20 protein-coding genes, 5 tRNA genes and 1 CRISPR repeat array are annotated in these 18,659 nt (G+C 43.4%); of the genes, 12 read left to right on the top strand and 13 right to left on the bottom strand.

Annotated features, from left to right (window positions below):
- Position 1 precedes the first annotated feature (1 nt).
- Positions 2-2,254, top strand: a complete 2,253-nt coding sequence (locus tag KIH87_RS11755) for a hypothetical protein (RefSeq protein WP_232358057.1) — start codon at positions 2-4, stop codon at positions 2,252-2,254.
- 20 nt (positions 2,255-2,274) lie between these two features.
- Positions 2,275-4,065 (top strand): reverse transcriptase/maturase family protein, encoded by a 1,791-nt coding sequence (locus tag KIH87_RS11750; RefSeq protein WP_232358056.1) that lies wholly within the window; start codon positions 2,275-2,277, stop codon positions 4,063-4,065.
- 561 nt (positions 4,066-4,626) lie between these two features.
- Positions 4,627-4,940: direct repeats of the CRISPR family, unit length 35 nt; unit sequence GTTGCAGAGCTCTTAGGGCAGAGTGCCCGTGAAAC.
- Positions 4,941-6,061: 1,121 nt separating this feature from the next.
- On the opposite strand, the gene KIH87_RS11745 is transcribed toward KIH87_RS11750, so the two are convergent.
- Together KIH87_RS11745 and KIH87_RS11740 are read right to left on the bottom strand one after the other, a co-directional pair.
- Positions 6,062-6,334 (bottom strand): type II toxin-antitoxin system RelE/ParE family toxin, encoded by a 273-nt coding sequence (locus tag KIH87_RS11745; RefSeq protein WP_232358055.1) that lies wholly within the window; start codon positions 6,332-6,334, stop codon positions 6,062-6,064.
- Positions 6,327-6,605, bottom strand: a complete 279-nt coding sequence (locus KIH87_RS11740; protein WP_232358054.1) for a type II toxin-antitoxin system RelB/DinJ family antitoxin — start codon at positions 6,603-6,605, stop codon at positions 6,327-6,329. The genes KIH87_RS11745 and KIH87_RS11740 overlap by 8 nt, the downstream gene beginning before the upstream one ends.
- 306 nt (positions 6,606-6,911) lie before the next feature.
- Here KIH87_RS11740 and KIH87_RS11735 point away from each other — a divergent pair, with 306 nt between their 5' ends.
- Entirely contained in the window at positions 6,912-8,636 is a 1,725-nt protein-coding gene (locus KIH87_RS11735) for a hypothetical protein (protein WP_232358053.1), read from the top strand.
- Positions 8,637-8,721: 85 nt separating this feature from the next.
- On the opposite strand, the gene KIH87_RS11730 is transcribed toward KIH87_RS11735, so the two are convergent.
- Together KIH87_RS11730 and KIH87_RS11725 are read right to left on the bottom strand one after the other, a co-directional pair.
- Positions 8,722-9,021: a hypothetical protein gene (locus tag KIH87_RS11730; RefSeq protein ID WP_232358052.1), complete on the bottom strand. Its 300-nt coding sequence runs from the start codon at positions 9,019-9,021 to the stop codon at positions 8,722-8,724.
- A gap of 30 nt (positions 9,022-9,051) precedes the next feature.
- Complete coding sequence (locus KIH87_RS11725) at positions 9,052-9,339, bottom strand: helix-turn-helix transcriptional regulator (protein WP_232358051.1); 288 nt, start codon at positions 9,337-9,339, stop codon at positions 9,052-9,054.
- A 170-nt stretch (positions 9,340-9,509) separates the two neighbouring features.
- On the opposite strand from KIH87_RS11725, the gene KIH87_RS11720 reads away from it, so the two are divergent.
- The gene (locus KIH87_RS11720) at positions 9,510-9,998 is read left to right on the top strand and encodes a helix-turn-helix domain-containing protein (protein ID WP_232358050.1); all 489 of its coding nucleotides are present in this window, start codon (positions 9,510-9,512) and stop codon (positions 9,996-9,998) included.
- 493 nt (positions 9,999-10,491) lie between these two features.
- Here the strand turns inward: KIH87_RS11720 and KIH87_RS11715 are convergent, their stop codons facing one another.
- Complete coding sequence (locus KIH87_RS11715; RefSeq protein ID WP_232358049.1) at positions 10,492-10,722, bottom strand: helix-turn-helix transcriptional regulator; 231 nt, start codon at positions 10,720-10,722, stop codon at positions 10,492-10,494.
- Between the two features lie 206 nt (positions 10,723-10,928).
- Between KIH87_RS11715 and KIH87_RS11710 the strand changes: the two genes are divergently transcribed.
- Entirely contained in the window at positions 10,929-11,495 is a 567-nt protein-coding gene (locus KIH87_RS11710) for a helix-turn-helix domain-containing protein (protein WP_232358048.1), read from the top strand.
- Between the two features lie 25 nt (positions 11,496-11,520).
- Here the strand turns inward: KIH87_RS11710 and KIH87_RS11705 are convergent, their stop codons facing one another.
- From KIH87_RS11705 to KIH87_RS11690, 4 genes are read right to left on the bottom strand one after another with little or no spacing between them, the layout of a single operon-like run.
- The gene (locus KIH87_RS11705) at positions 11,521-11,772 is read right to left on the bottom strand and encodes a hypothetical protein (protein WP_232358047.1); all 252 of its coding nucleotides are present in this window, start codon (positions 11,770-11,772) and stop codon (positions 11,521-11,523) included.
- Positions 11,766-12,065, bottom strand: a complete 300-nt coding sequence (locus tag KIH87_RS11700) for a hypothetical protein (RefSeq protein WP_232358046.1) — start codon at positions 12,063-12,065, stop codon at positions 11,766-11,768. Before KIH87_RS11700 ends, KIH87_RS11705 begins: the two co-directional genes overlap by 7 nt.
- Positions 12,058-12,555, bottom strand: coding sequence for a hypothetical protein (locus KIH87_RS11695; RefSeq protein WP_232358045.1), 498 nt, complete (start codon positions 12,553-12,555; stop codon positions 12,058-12,060). The genes KIH87_RS11700 and KIH87_RS11695 overlap by 8 nt, the downstream gene beginning before the upstream one ends.
- Before the next feature lie 15 nt (positions 12,556-12,570).
- Positions 12,571-12,903 (bottom strand): hypothetical protein, encoded by a 333-nt coding sequence (locus tag KIH87_RS11690; protein ID WP_232358044.1) that lies wholly within the window; start codon positions 12,901-12,903, stop codon positions 12,571-12,573.
- A 365-nt stretch (positions 12,904-13,268) separates the two neighbouring features.
- Between KIH87_RS11690 and KIH87_RS11685 the strand changes: the two genes are divergently transcribed.
- On the top strand, positions 13,269-13,730 hold the full coding sequence (locus KIH87_RS11685; protein ID WP_232358043.1) for a hypothetical protein: 462 nt from the start codon (positions 13,269-13,271) through the stop codon (positions 13,728-13,730).
- 148 nt (positions 13,731-13,878) lie between these two features.
- On the opposite strand, the gene KIH87_RS11680 is transcribed toward KIH87_RS11685, so the two are convergent.
- From KIH87_RS11680 to KIH87_RS11665, 4 genes are all read right to left on the bottom strand, one after another.
- Positions 13,879-13,954: transfer RNA gene (locus KIH87_RS11680), tRNA-Val, on the bottom strand.
- Between the two features lie 75 nt (positions 13,955-14,029).
- A tRNA-Val gene (locus tag KIH87_RS11675) sits at positions 14,030-14,105 on the bottom strand.
- A 179-nt stretch (positions 14,106-14,284) separates the two neighbouring features.
- A complete protein-coding gene (locus KIH87_RS11670; protein WP_232358042.1) occupies positions 14,285-14,602 on the bottom strand; it encodes an AzlD domain-containing protein in 318 nt (105 codons plus the stop codon).
- Positions 14,595-15,317 (bottom strand): AzlC family ABC transporter permease, encoded by a 723-nt coding sequence (locus KIH87_RS11665; protein ID WP_232358041.1) that lies wholly within the window; start codon positions 15,315-15,317, stop codon positions 14,595-14,597. The genes KIH87_RS11670 and KIH87_RS11665 overlap by 8 nt, the downstream gene beginning before the upstream one ends.
- A gap of 184 nt (positions 15,318-15,501) precedes the next feature.
- Here KIH87_RS11665 and gltX point away from each other — a divergent pair, with 184 nt between their 5' ends.
- From gltX to KIH87_RS11635, 6 genes are all read left to right on the top strand, one after another.
- The gene (gene gltX, locus KIH87_RS11660) at positions 15,502-16,911 is read left to right on the top strand and encodes a glutamate--tRNA ligase (protein ID WP_232358040.1); all 1,410 of its coding nucleotides are present in this window, start codon (positions 15,502-15,504) and stop codon (positions 16,909-16,911) included.
- Positions 16,912-16,999: 88 nt separating this feature from the next.
- A tRNA-Ala gene (locus tag KIH87_RS11655) sits at positions 17,000-17,075 on the top strand.
- A gap of 58 nt (positions 17,076-17,133) precedes the next feature.
- Positions 17,134-17,209: transfer RNA gene (locus KIH87_RS11650), tRNA-Glu, on the top strand.
- 281 nt (positions 17,210-17,490) lie between these two features.
- Positions 17,491-17,566 (top strand) — tRNA-Glu (locus KIH87_RS11645).
- A 160-nt stretch (positions 17,567-17,726) separates the two neighbouring features.
- Complete coding sequence (arfB, locus tag KIH87_RS11640; RefSeq protein WP_232358039.1) at positions 17,727-18,143, top strand: alternative ribosome rescue aminoacyl-tRNA hydrolase ArfB; 417 nt, start codon at positions 17,727-17,729, stop codon at positions 18,141-18,143.
- Positions 18,144-18,427: 284 nt separating this feature from the next.
- Positions 18,428-18,649 (top strand): DUF2798 domain-containing protein, encoded by a 222-nt coding sequence (locus tag KIH87_RS11635; protein WP_232358038.1) that lies wholly within the window; start codon positions 18,428-18,430, stop codon positions 18,647-18,649.
- The last annotated feature ends 10 nt before the right edge of the window (positions 18,650-18,659 follow it).

Raw genomic sequence — 18,659 nt, 5'->3', positions numbered from 1 at the left:
CATGACGCAGAGCTTAGATAATGACTCGACTGAAAAGTCGAGTCAGTCTGCGGTGCCATTAGTGCCTGCGGTGTTGGTTATTACTGTTGGCAATTCAGATATCAAGTTGGGTGTGCAGGTTAGCGACGACGCTGATTGTGAGCTTAGAGGTATGTGTTTTCCGGTTGGCGTGTTTGTTAGTGGACGGGAAATGAATCAATGGTTATTGGATAACCCGAATTTGTGGAAGCCTGCTAGTGCCTCTGATTGGGTTGATTATGAAACTATTCGACAAGCTCATTTGAGTAAGAGTGATAGTAAGAGTGATAGCGTTCACTTAAAACCACTATTAGCTAGATTGCCCGAGTTAGATAAGCCACCTATTGAGGTGGTTCCTGAAGATTTTGAAGTTGTGTTTAAACCCAAACGGGACGTTCAAAGCATGTTTGGATTTGAAACAAACCGGGATTTCAAAGGTAATAAGAGCGCTAAAGAGCTACAGAAGTTGGGCTTAAGTATTGCTAATAATCCAAGTGAAAAAGATAAACTACAAGTCTGGCTGGTGAAAGCCATGCCGGTTGTGATCGAGTTGCAAAAGAAGTATCAGATCAAAGCGGTTGTTGTGTTTGATACTTGTCGTGATTTGGCCGAGTTAAAAGAAAAAGGCAAGGCTCATATCGCCAAGAGCGAGCATATCGCGGCAGGTAAATTGGTTTGCGATTGGGCGGCTAATTATCTGGAACTGGATAACTGTGCTGAAGAAAGTATTGAGCCATATTCCAATAAAACAGAGATCGCTGAAAAGTTTTCAAGGTTACTTGATGGCGCTGCAACTAAACAGCTCAACGGCATTGCTTTTTACACGCGATATTTAAAAGGTGGAATGGAAACTGACGGCGAAGAGGATAATTTCCCGGTAAATCGTAAAGCCATAGGTATTATTGATAATGTCTTATTTGCTTTAAAAGAGTCGGTTGCCAAGCGGGTTAATGAGCCTGTTACCTGTATCTACTCCCCTGGTGGTGGTTTTCCCGAGTATAAAAACCAGATTGGTGCAGCGTGTCATTTATATTTTGACAAGGTCAATAAGATAGTGGCGCCACAACATTTTGACCGAGAAATGTTGATAGAAGACGCCGACAAATACCCTGCGCCGGATGTTTCCTACCGCTTTCGTGAGCAAGCCATTCAATTGCTCCAGCATGGTGATTACGCCGGAGCCGCGACTATTGCGCAGTTGGTGCAGCAGCAAATAGCCATTGAAATCTCGGGTAAATCCAATAGAGAAAAAGAAGCACATTACAACTGGCGCTGGACACAAGTATTACTGGATATAAGCCATTGGTTGCAAGGTACTTTGGCGCTAGAGCGTGAAGAGGAAATAGGTGGTGATCCTAAACATTCTGCACATCCTCTGCATCATTTGGTCGGAAAGCACACGCCTTACGCCTTAAAAGTGGCGTTTCGGATAGAAGCTGCTCTACAGCAAAACCATATTCAAGAAGCCATTCGCTACACTAGCGATTTAGCGGAAGTATTGATTTACGATTACTTAAGCCTGGTGTTTAGTGATAAAGATGAGCAGGGGAGAGCGGATTATCGGTATTTTGAGAAAAGTGGGGAGTTAACTAAAGACATAGGTAATAAGCTTAACGCGGCTTTTAACACTATCGAGTTAAATCCGGCTAAGGAAATGGAAGTGGCAATCCCAAATGATGGTTTGAACTCGGTAAACGTTGATGGTAGGGCAATCATTAAATACCAAGGTGCAAACTGGTTACCTAATACCAATGTGAATAAATTCGAAAGTGCTGAGCAAAGGGAGCAGGAAAAATCACTCTTTAACTGGCATAAATTAGCGTGTCGATTAGTGAACTATGATGGAGAGTCTACTCCTCTAGTAAACTTTAACCATAGCTTGCGTTACCCGGCAGACGGTTTTAAGACTTACCCGGCTGATTACCGCAACAAAATCACTCACCAAGTCTTAAGCGCCGAGCAAATTAATGAAGCTATTGCCACTTATCAAGCTGCGGGTTTATGGAGCGATAGCGTAAGCAAGTCTAAGCAAACCAACGTTCGCACTCAGCAAGAGTCTCAAGCGCGCTTTCTTTCTCAGGATTTAGTCAAAAATGTGTTTAAACCCATGCTCAGATTAACGACGGGTGATGTTAATTTACTCGAACAATATAAAACGCTTATTGAGCAAACGATTCAGCTTATCTATGAAGCCGATATAGCGTGGCGTGAAGAAACGACAGTGGGATCAATGTGAGTAAGGAGAAATAAAGGAATATGTTCGCTTTTCTGCCGCTTAAAATCTTTGAAGTGAACCTGCGATGGTTAGAAGCGGGTGAAATGCCGTTTTTTCACCAGCCATTGGTGAATGCCTTTATGCGCCATTTGTTGGGTAGCCCCGAAAACTACGAACAATGCTGGGCTATTCATACGCCGGAATCGGGGCAATTGCATTATGCCGCAGGAGATTGGTATCGCTTTTATTGCATTGCGCTTCCCTGTTCTTCTGTGGGCGCGCCTGACTCTGCTAACAGCGCGTTTGGTTATAGCTCACAAGCACAGCTTTTCGACCAGCTCAGCAAACTACCTCATGGCGATTTTGTGCATAACATGCGCGGGCAGTTTGGCGGACAGTTTGAATTGGTGTCAATTCGTGATGCGTTGACGCAACAATCGTTAGCTAGCCCGGAACAGGCAATGCCGATTGATATGGATTCCATAGAGCATGAAGCGCAGCAGTGGTATGCCTTACAGCCTAAATCTCTGGTGTTGGAATTTCTCTCTCCTATACGTCTCAGTACACCGAAAACGCGAGGTAAAGGTGAGCAAGGGGTAGTACGCCATCCGCAACAGTTCGACCCGAATATGCTGTTTATGCGCCTGGTTCAGGCTATTCAGCAATTGCATAATGTTCAACACGATAAAGAGCGGGTGAATGAGTGGGGTAAGCCTGAGCGTTTACCTTTTTGCGAACAGCCCGATTGGCAACTTGAGAACCCCTCAGAGCGTACTCAACTGTTTTGGGCAGATTGCGGTTATCAATCCCTTAAAGGTGAATACAAAACCCTGGGAGGGCTATGTGGTTCCCTATGCTTAACCATTAACGCCCCCCTCACCCTGCAACAATGGCAGTATCTGGTCGCAGGGCAGTATTTGGGAATTGGGCTAAGCCGAGGTTTAGGCTTTGGCCGTTATCGCTTGCTTGCTTATGGCAATCAAGAACAAGCGCAAAGCACGTTATTAACCTTTACTCGTGCAAATAGCTTGTACCAGCAAATGATTGCTGGAGAGCGTATCCATTCGGTCTGGCAGGACGAACTACGCAAGCTACCTGAAAAGCAGCGTTATCAATGGCAAGGTGAAGAAGCGGTGACGGATTTGATCCATGCCATTCATCAGCCCGACTACGCCTATCGCTATCAACCTCAACCTTTGCACCCGGTATTGATTGATGAGGATACACCCAAGCCCAGAATGCTATTGTTGCCGGGTTTCCGTGACAAAGTGCTGCAAAAATCGGCCAGCCTGTGGTTGGGCGAATCGCTCGACAACCTGTACAGCTATGCCAGTTATGGATACCGTAAAGGCCGTTCCCGGCTAACAGTTAAAGACAAAATACAACAAGCATGGCGCGAGGGGTATCGCTGGGTGGTTGACGCCGATATTCGCAGCTTTTTTCAGAACGTCAACACAACGCAACTTTTGCATAAACTTAAAGCGTTATATGGAAACGACCCAATATGGGAACTGATACGGGCTTGGCTAAATACCCCCATTAACCGCGACAAACTGCCTCACGGATACGAAGGTTTTCAACTAAAGGGATTGCCTTTAGGTAGTGCGATAAGCCCGGTATTAGCGAACCTGATGCTCGACGATTGCCTTTTTTTAATAGGGGCAGATATGGAAGACCACCAACTGCAACTTATCCGCTTCGTCGACGACTTTATTATTTTATGTAAAACCAAAGAACAGGCTGAGCAATTGGTGTTATCAGAATTGCGCAGAGATACAGGCTACTCGGTAAGCCTATATAGTTTGAAAGAAAAGAATTTGTTTTTTAATTAAAGTAACTACTTAAATTTACTTTAATTATTGCTCTTTAACATCGCTGGATAACTTTTTCTATCACCCTCAAAACTCAGAGATTAGGTGTGAGGCTCCGGTCTGCATAGCAGATTTATCGTGATAGGTAATCACGATAAAAGGAATGAACGACGCGACAGGAAGTCGCGGCTGGAACCCAGCACCATGAAATTGGTATAAGTAACAAATTGTTTCGGGATTTTAAAATAATTCAATTAAAACAATGGGTTATGAATTTAATTTCTTGCTTTTTCAAAAAACACATGGTGACACCCCTTTAATAACGGGAAGACAAGCAACAAATGAAACTTGCAAAAACAGTAATGAAAAGCCATGATTTTTACCAACAAAAAATTGGTGGGTGAGAGCCGCCCGGAAATTGCGAGAGCGCGCAGCAATTTCAGGCTCGAACGCGAGGCATGGATGCCGAGCTGGAAGCCCTCACCATGGAAGGGTTCAACAACCGAAAACACGTTCTTTAATAAATGATGGTAGTAAAGCCCTTCTGTAGCCCTTTAAAATCAAGGCATCCAGAAGCCCGCTGTTGCAGAGCTCTTAGGGCAGAGTGCCCGTGAAACGCCTGCTCGAGGTGTGTTATTGCGTGCAAATCTGGTTGCAGAGCTCTTAGGGCAGAGTGCCCGTGAAACCTGAATCAAGAAGATATACTTTATCTTTTTCTTTTTGTTGCAGAGCTCTTAGGGCAGAGTGCCCGTGAAACTAATTTTTCGTGTTCCCATGGAAAATCACATGTGTTGCAGAGCTCTTAGGGCAGAGTGCCCGTGAAACTTGGCATGCATAGTTTTTGCTAAGGAAAAGTAAATTGTTGCAGAGCTCTTAGGGCAGAGTGCCCGTGAAACGGAATTTTAATGCCGACAACTCAGAAAGATTCAAAACGTTGCAGAGCTCTTAGGGGTGAGGTTCCGGTCTGCGAAGCAGATTTGGCGTAATAGGTAATTACGCCAAAAGGAACGAACGACGCGACAGGACGTCGCGGCTGGAACCCAGCACCATGGATGGGTTCAACAACCGAAAACACGTTCTTTAATAAATGATGGTAGTAAAGCCCTTCTGTAGCCCTTTAAAATCAAGGCATCCAGAAGCCCGCTGTTGCAGAGCTCTTAGGGCAGAGTGCCCGTGACAAATCCGTCTGGAACGGATTTGAACATGCTTCAGCATGGCCCCGAAGGGGTGAGTCTCAGGGATGAGACGAATAAACATGGTTGAATGTGGTGGTGACTTTCAGACAAGCACCTGTTAAATCTGGTGTGTTGCTGATAAGAGTGATGAATAGGGCAGAGTGCCCGTGAAACGGAGCATGATGGTTAATCCAGTGCATCTCGTAAAAGTTGCAGAGCTCTTAGGGCAGAGTGCCCGTGACAAAATTGCCGGGAGCAATTTTGAATAGCCGAAGGCTAGCCCCGAAGGGGTGAGTCCCATGGATGGGACGAATAAACATGGTTGAATGTGGTGGAGACTTCCAGACAAGCACCTGTTAAATCTAGTGTGTTGCTGATAAGAGCGATGCTTAGGGCAGAGTGCCGTGACAAAATTGCCGGGAGCAATTTTATGTCGCACATCCTTGTGCTCCACTTGCTTCGCAAGCCAGCTAACGCTGTTCTGATTTGTTCCAACAAATCTTGGTGAATAGCCGAAGGCTAGCCCCGATGGGGGTGAGGCTCCGGTCTGCGAAGCAGATTTATCGTGATAGGTAATCACGATAAAAGGAACGAACGACGCGACAGGACGTCGCGGCTGGAACCCAGCACCATGGATGGGTTAAACAACCGTAAACTTGTTGTCGCTTCAATGAAAGTTGTATCTAGGGAAAGCGCGAATAAACATGGTTGAATGTGGCGATGGGTTTAAAAAGTGCCTGTATTCAAGAGAAGCTGAAACGAGTTCAGCTTGACGAGGATGTAATGGGCAGAGTGCCCGTGACAAATCCATCGGGAACGGATTTATTATGAAGACAAGAAACTTAGCGGAATAATTCGCTGTGGGAGCCTATTCTAGCTAGCTTTAAAGTGCTTGTTTCCGCTTTGTAAATTAGCACTAAATCTGGTTTGATATGGCAGTCGCGGTAGTGCTGCCAATTTCCTGATAATGCATGATCAACATATTTTTCTGCTAATGGGTTGCCAAGCTGCAATTGCTTAATGACATGACCAACTTCGACAATATCAGCAATAGGCAATTTGGTGATCTTCTTAAAGTCTTTCTTGAATTGTGATGAATACTCTAAATTAAGCATCGCGTCCCTGACTAATACCCATGGTTTCAAATAGTTCATCTACATCTTTTGCTTTGTTGCCTTTGCCAGATTCAAGTTCCTGGATCGCCGATGCTGTTATGGCATTGGGCTGTTTTGCTTTAAGTTCAAAAGGGATGCCACCATAATTAATCACGGCTTTTGCAAAAAGTTTAATCGCTTGCGAAGGGCTTAGGCCCATTTCTTCGCAGACATTGGTAAATGCTATTTTGGTTTCCGGATCTATCCGCGTGCTTAGCATTTCTGTTTTCATATTGCTGCCATTCGCCTATGTTTGTATTGCAATGTAATACATAGTTTAGCTGTTGTCAGCGATTGATGCTATTCAAGTTTTAAATTGATGGGATTTGAGCGCAATATTGAAGAGTTAACTTCATAGGCTATATTGGGTAAGTAATATTGGGTAAGTCATATCGGGTAGGTAATATCAGAAAGCCCAGTTCGATAAATTAAACGCAGTAAACTTATCTACAATTCTCCCTTGCAATAGCGCCAAAGACACATTATGAAGTGAATTAAGGTATGGTAATGGTGCATAACATAACGCATTGGGGAAAGAATGTCGGAAAGCTCTCAACTTGGTGAAAATGCAGGTGCTATTAATATTGAACTTGCTGAACCCCGGTTAGCAAAAGGAAATAATACGAACGCTGTTTATTTTTGTTGGCCGTTTCAATATGTGGCGGGAAAGGTAGAGCATTTATCAAGTACCTTGCAAAGAATAACGGTGGGGCAATTACAGCAAGCCGTTTTAAATTCGCATCACATCGCTGAGCCTGAAAAGAACAATCAAAGCATTTGGAACAGTGGTGCTCCGGTTGGGAATGACGATATTAGCCCACGGATCAAGCAGGTGTTACATGCAGGGGGAAATCAATCGTCGTTTTTACCTTGTCGTTTAACCTCTCAAGCCATTTCACTGCTTACTTCCTCTGAGTTTTCCGATAGTCATTCTCCTGCATCTGTGCTTGTTAATGCTAAAAATGCATTGGGGTTGTCTATTGAAGCAAAACCTTTGTGCCAACAGCTTTTTCCAGACGTATCTTTTGAGAACAAAGGCAATGTGCAGTGTGTTATCAGTTTTAATATTGAAGATGTTTTCCTGTATTCAAACCCAATGAACAGTGGCGCGTTGGTTGCAAAAATTCACTACTGCAATGTGTTGTTAGTTCAGGAAGGTGTGGCAATAAAGCAGCGGGCAATTACCGCCAATGACATTCAACATGCTAATTACTATTTGTACCGCGACAGTCAGCAAGCCCCGTTACTTGTTCATACCCAGTGTTTGCCAGTACCCCATGCCCCCAAGAGTGATAAGGATAACCGTTTTATAGCGATAAAAGAGGAATTACAGCATCGTGGTATTAATGTGTCGTTGGCGCAACTTGAGGCGGTTGCCAATACAGAATTACATTGCTGCTATTCGCCTGGCAAATCTTCATTGCTGAGCCTGTTCAAACCCGTGTTGGGGAATTTGCTCAATGGAGCGATTGATATAGATAACCAGCGTACGTTTACCTTTAGCTTACTTACGTTAGCGGAACAGGCGTTAACCCCTGCAATACATAGGTTGGGATATCAAATTGCCAAAAAAGAAAGTTATCGTTACCCGGCTTCTATGGAAGTTATTGAGGCATCGTTGCTTTATCATCATGATGATGTTGTGCATTACCTAACGCCAAGTGGTGGTTGCATTATGGTTTTGCCGAATACTCATCAACATGCAAATGAAGCATTTCTCTATCCTTTTATAAAGGAAAAAGGTGAACAGGTGTTCTTACCTGTTTTTGTATTGGCGCTTATCGAACAACATTATTTGAAATGCCTGGAAGTTAATAACCATTTTGATGTGAACGTCGATAATCTGAATACGTTGCGCGAGCAATTAAGTATCGCCCTTAAACAGTTGATAGATTTTCGTTTGAACTATCGTTATTCAACTGTCAGCGTTATTCAAAATCACAATATTGTTTATCAACGCTGGCGTGAGGTGTTTTTACTCGACAAGCGCCTGGATGAACAAACGCAAGATGTAAAAGAATGCTTCGAGTTGATCAAGTATGAGCAGGAAACTAAAAGCAGTAGAAAGTTACGAAGGCTAGAGTCGTTTAGTGCCATTGCCGCTGCCTGTATTTTTTTGTTTGGCTTTTTCGGCATGAACATTACCGAAGTCAATGGGGTGAGTTTGTTCTCTGGGGAGTTTGGCTGGCCTCATTGGATGTCTATTGGTGTATTGCTTGTGGCTGCTTGTTATGTATTTGTGGTAAATAGAAATAATCGCTGAGGTGTTAGTTTTTCGGGTGTTTTTTACATAAAAATCATCATGAATGGGTGAGCGGGTGAGCGCCCATTCAAAAACAGCAGAAGCGCTAAAGAGGCTGCGTGTTTTTATGAGCCGCTTGAGACTTACGCTGTTCTTCTGCTGCGTGAACAAATCCTGCCATCCAAAGAGCATGAAAATCCGTGCCTTCGTTGTAGGGATTGGCTTGTTCCGATTTGTCTGCGAGAAAGGCGTTTCTGCCTTCCCGGATAATAGTGAGTTTTGAGGTTTTAGGCTCAGTTATCATCTGGTTTTCCTCAACCAATAGAGTGGTGTGTGTTACCGCATTCTCTGGAGGTGTAGAAGGGTATTCCCGTATTGTGCTGTAAAGCACTAACAGGGTGAGCAAGATCAGCCAGAATCCCTCTGGTATAGGTATTCAACGGTTTTCTACTATTCGTCGATAGCATAGCTGAACTTCCTTTTTATCGGTTGAAATCATGATGCTAACCACTTCACTTGGTGTTAAACCACAGGCTTTAGCCAAAGCAAAAAACTGGTTTACATTGGGTGCCGATATACCTTTTTCCCAGTTTTCGTAGGTCTTTCTATTTCTCAGTCCGGCGGCAGTGGCCATATCTTGAGTTGTTTTGTCGAACACCAGGCGCATCTTTTTTAGATCTGAGCCGCTAATGACTAAACTCGGAATTTCCCCTCTGGTACGCATATTACTCACCTTAGAATTCAATTTGCAGGTAAGGTAAATTATGAAACTCATAATATCAAGCAAAAATATTGTCTAAAATTGTTGTTTGCGTGAAATATTTGCTTTGTGATGGTGTTATTCATCCGCTATAGTCTCAATCACCTGCTACCTGATTGGCATGAAGTTTTGCTATGCAACTGAATAATAAAGCGATTGTGGAAAGAATGCGGCAAGTCTGCCTGGCGAGAAACGATGCCGAGTTGGCAAAGTTTTTGGGGACAACAACCAGTGCGGTTTCGACCTGGAAAAATGCGCGATATCCTCCCTATAACGGATGTTTAATGGTGCATGAGAAAGTTGGTGCAACAATGGATTGGTTGCTGACAGGAATACATCCATCGGAAAATAGCAGCCATTCTTACCAAGGCTTGCAGGAGCGTGGAGAGTTGTTAGAGGTATTTATCAACAAATTTATGGAGGCAATATCTATCGCGAAAAAGAGCGGATTGCTGGCGATTGCTAATAATGCCCAAGACGCGGAATTACATCGTTTGGGGCAGTTATTATTTAACGAGTATACGGACTGTGTTGCCACCCGTCACCAAACGGAGCATACAGAATCCGAGCTTGATGAAAATAGGGATATTGAGGAACAGAGTCCCCCGGATCTTATTGAATAATCGTTGAATTTAAATAAGAAAGTCTAAGGCCGTTCAGATATAACTGGCCTGGGTGTTGGAGCGGTTTTTGGCTTGAATTTTTGCTTGGATTTTTGTTTAGGCTCTTGATGGAAATCGAGAGCGTCAGAGGCCACGTCGCACAATAACAGCCATAGCAAACAGAGCAGTATTGCGATAAATGTTTTGCCCGGTTCAACCTTCATATTTATTGGCTCTAGATAGTAAAAGAGAGAGTGAAAGGGGGAAGGTGATAAAGAGAAATAGAGATAAAGAGAGATAAAGTGAGGCAAGCACAATCACTATTGGTATTTCCCGTTGTGTCCATCAACTACCGACCCCGAAGATTGTACTCGCCTCAAAAGTGGCAACGCATTCGCCTGAACTCATTTGGCAATCACCTATGCGAATAAATAATCTGGCTGATAAGCCATTGCTTTACTTGTTTAAATGACGCATCAGGGTTCTGGCTTAGCTTATCTCGACCCTGTGCATTTCAGGCGGCTGAACGATAAGCTTTTTGAGCGTTTGTAATGAACTCTGCCGGGCTTAGCCCGCAAGCTTGCGCCATGCTAATGAACTGATTTACATTCGGTGTACCTACGTTTTTCTCCCAGTTTTCATAGGTTTTCCGGGTTTTAACGCCCGCGGCTTTTGCCATGGCAGCCGTGGTCAGGTTCGATACTCTGCGCATTGCGCGTAAATCACGTCCAGTAATTAGTCTCATACTTACCTCGTTGATTGGAATTTGCCGTTAATGCATCAGTATGGCAGGTAAAATAAGTTACTGAAAACAAAATATCAAGCAAAAATATTTGCTTTTATTAAGGGTTTAACAAAAATAATGAATTAATCTGCGAGAGAGTCTTTAAAATCAAATGGATAGCGATTATAGTTCCAGCCATGATTTTGTATGCGTTTGGGTAATCGACGGTGAGTATCGAGAGCACTGATAACATAAGCAGTTCAGCCAGTTCTGAGAAGCGCGCAGTAAAGAATTTGACAGATAACGACACAAATATTGAGCATGACAACAATAGCCTTCGCTCCTCTGAACCCTCAGATGTGAGTGAGAGCAATGACGTGAACATGGCGATTGTGGCTAGAATGCGCCAAGCCTGCAAAGTCAAGAACGACGCACGTATGGCAAAATTCCTGGGTACAACCACCAGTGCCATTTCAGCCTGGAAAACGGCAGCGGGCTTGCCTTTTAAGGGATGCTACGACGTTTACATGAAAACCGGTGTGTCGATTGAATGGTTGCTTACCGGGAAAGTGAGTAAAACCGACGCTGGCGATCCTGTTTCTCCACCCGTGAGTGAGCCATTGGTAACCGAACGGGAATTTCTGGAAAAATTTAAAGACATGCTTTGGATAGGTGAGCGAACCAAAGTGCTGTTTAAACCACAAAGCGTGAAAGATTACGAAATTGAGCGGTTAGGCCGAATGCTGTACTCCGATGTGTTTGGAGAAGGTGAAAACGGCGAAGACATAGAATAATTAGCCGTTTGCCCCCTATCTCTTATCACTGTGCTTTTGAGCGTTCCAGATAGATTTTGGCGCGTTCAAGCCAGGCAAAATAATCGTCTTCTTCTGAATTGAATACTTGCTTGTTGCCATTCACCATGGCATGGCGCTTAAGTAACAGGTCTTTTGCCAGTTCGTCGTCAGGTGGCAATACCGCGTATGACGACACAATAAAACGCACTCCACGATACGCGACATACCCAATAAAACAGGCCACGATAATGGCAAGTACATTACTGCTGGTTAACATGGCGAGGCATCTTCCGGTGGGCGCTGCAAGCTTGCTTGTACTACCTGATGCACATGCTGCTCCCAAGCTTTAATGGTGTCGTGAATTTGCATAACCTCTGCAAAACTGCTGTTGTCGTAACGGGTTTTTAACAAGGCTTCGCTTAGGTCTACCCCGTGTTGTATCAGCCTTCGGTTTAGTAATTCCTCGGGGCTGGGTTTTGGCACAAAGGCTTGGCGGGCAAGGTGAATGCCATACCCCACTATTGAAGCGATCAAGAGTAATACAAGGCTTTGAATGAACAGGTTAAGCATATTTTTTCCTTGCCTGTATAAGTAGCTCTGTAAGTAGATAGAGGGCAATGCCTATGTTCATTATTAATATGCCGTATCGGTAACCCATATCCAAAATCGTTGTGCCTAAAAACATGGCATTAATATAGAACATGCCATGCAGCAGAATCACTACAACATAACAGCTTTGTACGACTTTTAGTTCTCTGCCTTTGGCTATATTCAGCCATTGATGAACTTTCTGCAGCATGGCGATAATAAAGAGAGCAACTAACGACCAAAACACAATCCAGCCCGATAGCCTTAATACATATTCTACTGATTTATCATTAAAGAACTCTCGAACCGGATCATTTATTGCTTGCATGATAAATTCTGCAATAGCTAAAAAAGTGGAAGTGATCACCAATGAAGTTTGCTTCTTAAACAGGGCTATACCTACTAGAAAAACCAACGAGTATAGGTATGAAGTATTAACTGCTACTTCTCTTAGGGTGTCAACAGTAGTCATTTGCTCTCAATATCTTTAGTTACCTATGATAATACAGAACCCCTGTATACAGATTAGTGGTTGTGTTGTTGCCATAGTTGGATCTGGGGGAGATGTATTACCATTTCCATTAGCGATCATCCCGCCTTGTTTTTCTTCTTGAGTGCCTGTATTCGGTTTTGGTGGAATACCAATACCACTCCCATTGGCAATAAGGCCGCCATGTCCTGCGTTGGCACTATTGCCCCAAACACTTCCCAATATGCCAAAATTGCTGCCGCCGTTTTCACCTGCCAATGCAAAAGTGCTGGTGAACGTTGCTGACATTATGACAAAAATAATGCCAAGTATTTTAACCGTAAATTTCATAACTTCAACTCCTAAGGTTAGATAAATATCCGCAAAAGCTCGAGAGCCCCCGAGGGCGCCTGAGAACATAAGCCCCGTGGCACGGGCTACCATAGTATTTCATTCAGCGTTTCGAGTAAATTTCACACCGCGCGCTGAGCGTAATGGTGGAAGGGAATATGGCTGTGAAAGCAGGAGGCTTACATTTAACAATTATTTTTCTGCTTTGAAGCAAGAGCAGATCTGATGGATTACATTGGATAGTTTCATAATCCAAAAATGCAACGTAGACTAGCGGTTCAAGGCAAGAAGTTTAAGTCTTTACAAACTGTCCGTGAAAACGGAGTAGAACCCTAACTTAACTTCAAAGGGAGGTAAGGAAAAAAATGAGTGTCTGGAATACTGTCAAAGTTTATTTGGTTGAGGCTTTTTGGCCATGGTTTAAAGAGTATGCTTGGCCTGTAATTAGAAAGCATTTGCTGGAGTTAATTGATTTTCTAGTAGGTATCTTAAAAGAGAAGGTAAAAAGTAGAGTAAGTGAGAATGCGGAAAGTCAGGTGCATGACTTCGAACAAAAAGCATCTGAAGCTGAAAGGGCAGCAATGGACTCTCTTGATAGAAATGAAATTGAAAAACTAAAACAGGAAGCTAAAATTTGGCGCGAAGCAACAGAAAGACTAAAGAAAGATAATGCAAAATTACAAAAAGATTTAGATGAAGTCATTGCAAAATCAAGTAAAGATGCTGTTGACAGTATTGAGGCAATTGAGCTGGGTTTAGACTCCAATGATAACAATACGATTCTTTCTATTGATGGTAATAAAAAGAATTTGCCTAAAATAGAGTAGAAGCTAAGGCTTTTCATTATTAACGAGTGTAGAGAACCCTTTGGTTGTTTATTGGGTAGAGCCCTTTCGAACAGGCGCAAAAATGCCATGGGCGAGATATGGTCTGGATTTGGTCTAAATTGGTTTTTTTATGAGAGTAGGGGGAATTTGGTGGACGCTACTGGACTTGAACCAGTGACCCTCGCCTTGTAAGGGCGATGCTCTCCCAACTGAGCTAAGCGTCCGTTTTATATGAAGTTTTTTGGTTTTAACGATTATGTTTTAGAAAAAGCGGCTATCAAAAATTCATCGTTAAAGAGTGGTGGACGCTACTGGACTTGAACCAGTGACCCTCGCCTTGTAAGGGCGATGCTCTCCCAACTGAGCTAAGCGTCCATCCTGATAAACATCCTGTTTTTTCATCGTTACCTGTCCTCGGTAAGTGGAGCGGTATTATAGAGATGCGTTGATGACTGTCAACAGTATTTTGAAATAAAAAATCTGTTCGATTGTTTGTTAATCACTTGGTCGTTTCTTTGTTCAAGTTGATGATATTTTGCAGGATTTTTCGGCAACTATGTCAGTCCAAATTTCACCAATAAATAGGCCGCCATGCCTGCGACTATACTTAACAGCAGTCTCGGTTGAATAAATGTAAAGAGCATGGCTGTAATGGCTGCCCAGATATAACCATTATCCAGTGCAAGGTTGAGCTTTCCGTTATGAAATAAACTGCTTTGAACCACAATAATGGTTAGCACGGCAACGGGAACATACGAAAGTGCTTGCACGACGGTTTTAGGCAAGTTCAATCTATTTGCCAGTGCCATAGGCAAAAATCTGGGAATAAAGGTTACGATGGACATACCGACAATGAGCAACCACTCAGACATATTGCTGCTCCTGTTTTTTCTGTAATTGATTTTCCGACCACACGCCTATCGTGATAGCCAATAATGCTGAAACGACCAGGCCACTTTGATGCGGCCAATGGTAGGTGAGGGCGCCTGATACTCCTGCGACCAGAGCGCATAACCAATAGCTGGGGAGGCGTAATTGACCCGCCACAATACCTGAAAATGCCACAACCATGGCAACATCCAATCCGTATTCAGTGAGTTGAGGAAAAGCTGACCCCACATAAAAACCGAGAACGGAGAAGAGAACCCAATTGCTATATAAAACACTGGCTGAACCAAGATAAAAGGCAGAAATATCGGCTTGTTGTCCAACTTTTGTTGCATGATTAATGACGACTGCGAAGGTTTCGTCAGTGAGTGTAAATCCCATCATTAATCGTTTTAAAAGCGATATTCTCGATACAAAAGGCAACAGACTGACCGAATACAGACTATGACGTAAGTTCACCATGAATACGGTCATGATGATTAGTGGAATACTTGCACCAGACGTCAGCATTGACAACGCAATAAATTGCGAAGCACCGGCATAAACCAGTAACGACATGGCAAATACGATCCATATATCTAGCCCTAGAGATTGCCCGAGTGCACCATAAATAATAGCAAACGGGATGGCTGCAATAGTCAGGGGGATTGTGTCTTGAAAGCCTTTAAGCCATTCCTGGGATACTGAATTGGAATTCACTTATTTAAACCAAAATGTACGGGTGGGCGAATCATAGTCTCATTATGGTTTTTTAGTAAGCTGTGCGAGCTGCAAATTTCTTTTGTTTTAATCTATTGATTATTCATTCTGGGCGTTTAAGTTACGTTTTAATTAACTCGGTTCGCTGGTATGATCCCGGCACTTTTTTTAACGGGTTTAGGAAATGACGGTTGTAACTCGCTTTGCGCCCAGTCCAACGGGCTATCTACACGTAGGTGGAGCCAGAACGGCTCTGTATTCCTGGTTATATGCAAAAAGCCAGGGCGGTAAATTTGTACTACGTATTGAAGATACTGATATTGAACGTTCTACCCAGGAAGCGATTGACGCTATTTTGGAAGGTATGGAATGGCTTGGTTTAACCTGGGATGATGGCCCGTACTATCAAACCAAGCGCTTTGACCGCTATAAAGAAATTGTTCAACAAATGTTGGATGAAGGCAAAGCTTATAAATGCTTTATGCCTTTGGATGAATTAGATGCAATTCGTGAAGAGCAAAAAGCGAAGGGTGAAAAACCTCGTTACCCTGGTACCTGGCGTGATCGTACAGACCATCCGGAAGATATGCCTTATGTTGTGCGCTTTAAAAACCCGCAAGAGGGTAGTGTGGTTATCAATGATCACATTCGTGGACGCATTGAAATCTCCAATAGTGAACTGGACGATTTGATTATTCAGCGTAGCGATGGCGTGCCAACCTATAACTTCTGTGTAGTGGTTGATGATTGGGATATGGGCATTACCCATGTTGTTCGTGGTGAAGATCACATCAATAACACTCCTCGTCAAATTAACATTTTGCAGGCTTTGGGTGCGCCAATACCTGAGTATGCTCACGTTTCCATGATTTTGGGTGACGATGGCAAGAAGTTGTCGAAGCGTCATGGTGCGGTAGGTGTTATGCAGTATCGTGATGATGGTTATTTGCCAGAGGCGTTGCTGAATTATCTGGTACGTTTGGGTTGGTCATATGGCGATCAGGAAATCTTCTCTAAAGAAGAAATGATTAAGCTGTTTAATCTGGATGCGATCAGTTCTTCTGCTTCGGCTTTTAATACTGAAAAGCTGCAATGGTTGAACCAGCATTATATGAAAACCCTTCCTGCATCCGAAGTGGCCAAGCATTTGATTTGGCATTTTGAGCAAGCGGGAGTGAATACGCAAAATGGCCCGGCCTTGGAAGACATTATTGCTATTCAGGCTGAAAGGGTGAAAACCTTAAAAGAAATGGTGGAGATTAGCCGCTATTTCTATGAAGAATACGAAGACTTTGATGAGAATGCAGCCAAGAAGCATTTGCGCCCTGTGGCGAAACAGCCGTTAGAAGTGGTTGCTGCAAAATTAGCTGCGATTACTGAATGGAATGCTGAAAATATTCATGCCGCTATTAATGCAGCCGCTGAAGAATTGGAAGTGGGAATGGGTAAAGTAGGGATGCCATTACGTGTTGCTGTTACCGGCTCGGGTAATTCTCCTTCTCTGGATGTGACCTTGCAGTTGATAAAACAATCAGATGTTGAACAACGAATAAACAAGGCGCTTAAATATATAGCAGACAGAGAAAATTCCTAAAAAATGCATTGACATACTTTAGGTTGAGCCATAGAATTCGCCCCGCTGTTGAGGAACAGGTTTTTAAACGAAATCTCCTCAATTCTCCGGGGCTATAGCTCAGCTGGGAGAGCGCTTGCATGGCATGCAAGAGGTCGGCGGTTCGATCCCGCCTAGCTCCACCAAGATGCCCAATCATGGATGGTAAAAAGAGTAAAGGTGTTACCTGACAGTAAATACGCTGTCCCCTTCGTCTAGAGGCCTAGGACACCGCCCTTTCACGGCGGTAACAGGGGTTCGAATCCCCTAGGGGACGCCACTTACTCTTGGTTTTATCAATGAGTGCAATCAACAGGTATAGATTGCGTTTTCTTGATAAGCGATAGAAAAAATGGAAGTAATTTTGGTGAAACAATGCCTTTTTCATGGAAACGAAAAAGTTGCAAAAATTGCTAAAAAAAAGGATTGCCAAGCAAAATTAAGTCGCTATAATGCGCACCTCTCTTGAGAAGAGAAGCTAACTAGGTCAAGCTTCACAACGCTTCCAAGCGAGTTTAAAACGAATTTCGTTTATTGGTGTTTACCAGTGACAGTTTTACTGTCCCCTTCGTCTAGAGGCCTAGGACACCGCCCTTTCACGGCGGTAACAGGGGTTCGAATCCCCTAGGGGACGCCAAATTAGCTTGTAAAAGCTCGGATAAGCCGCTCAATAGAGCGGCTTTTTTCGTTTAGGTGTTTTTCCGTCTAGGCATTATGTCGCTTGGGTTTATACTTATCTCTCTTAAAACGTTCTTGGAAGCGTTCGTGGGAACCTGTTTAGCAAGGAGGGGAGCATTATGATTCAAATTTCGAGTAATGTGGCTTTGTCTGAGGATGAAGTCGAATTATCTGCGATTCGTGCTCAGGGCGCTGGCGGGCAAAACGTTAATAAGGTTTCAAGCGCTATTCACCTTCGGTTCGATATTAATGCATCATCATTGCCTGATTTTTATAAAGAGCGCTTGTTGGCGTTGCATGATCACCGTATTACCAAAGACGGTATTATTGTTATAAAAGCTCAGCAATATCGAACTCAGGAGCAAAATAAAGAAGATGCCATTCAACGCCTGGTTGAGTTGATTCAAAGTGCGACGGTTGTACAGAAATCTCGCAAGGCGACTCGTCCCAGTTTTAGTGCCAGACAGAAGCGTATGGATACCAAGACGCATCGTAGTAAAACCAAAACCATGCGTGGCAAGATCAAGGATTATTAAATCTTGATTATGGCCTGATTATGGTACAATCCGCGCACTTAAGCCTTGCTGTAAGAGCGGCTAGATAGCTGTGTTTTATTGTCAGTCACTCATAGAGATTTGTTGCAAACTCGCCGTGGATACTTCCATGTAGGCTCCACAGCCGCTTCCCTGCGGCTGAGGGTTTGCTCCTAATTCTCTACAGGTGACTGATAGTTTGGAACAGGTATGTAGATAGAAGTGAGCTCGGAGCTCAGGTTATTTAGGTCTGCTGACCTGAAAGATTTACATCATTGGAGTTTTGAATGATTAGTGCCAAGTATCATCGTTTTGTTTTTGCGTTTTTTATGGCCTTATTGATGTCGTGCATCATGTCTTTCGTTATTACCGTATACAACGTTGGTTTTATTCCTAATTTGTTATCTGTTTGGCTAAATGCCTGGGCCTTTGCATTCATTGTGGCTTTTCCCACTGTTGTTTTCGTGTCGCCAATTGTGCATAGATTGGTGGCTAAGGTCATTAAATAACCGCTTTTTT

Source organism: Paraneptunicella aestuarii, from assembly GCF_019900845.1.
In the GTDB taxonomy this organism is placed as follows: Bacteria; Pseudomonadota; Gammaproteobacteria; order Enterobacterales; family Alteromonadaceae; genus Paraneptunicella; species Paraneptunicella aestuarii.
This window is presented reverse-complemented; position numbering and strand designations above follow the sequence as displayed.